The organism is Pseudoduganella buxea, assembly GCF_009720835.1.
Lineage (GTDB): Bacteria > Pseudomonadota > Gammaproteobacteria > Burkholderiales > Burkholderiaceae_D > Rugamonas > Rugamonas buxea.
This window is the reverse complement of record NZ_WNKZ01000335.1, coordinates 1-254: the sequence shown is the minus strand read 5'-3', so window position 1 is coordinate 254 and position 254 is coordinate 1. Positions and strand designations below refer to the sequence as shown.

Below are 254 nucleotides of genomic sequence, written 5' to 3'. Positions count from 1 at the left end.
TGCAGTAATGCATTAAGCTAACTGATACTAATTGCCCGTAAGGCTTGTCCCTATAACCTTGACGGTTATATGCATTTGCCAGTGTTTGAGCACTACCCCAAAAAACTACTTCTTCCAGATTCAAGACTGCAGCTGCTCCATCGAGAGCTGCGGTCTGTACAAGTCATGCCTGATGACCATAGCAAGTCGGTCCCACCCCTTCCCATCCCGAACAGGACCGTGAAACGACTTTGCGCCGATGATAGTGCTGCAAC

The 254-nt window shown here is 48.8% G+C and carries 1 rRNA gene; it reads left to right on the top strand.

Going from position 1 to position 254, the window contains the following annotated elements:
• Window positions 1-168: 168 nt before the first annotated feature.
• A 5S ribosomal RNA gene (gene rrf, locus GM672_RS28105) occupies window positions 169-254 on the top strand; the annotation flags it as partial.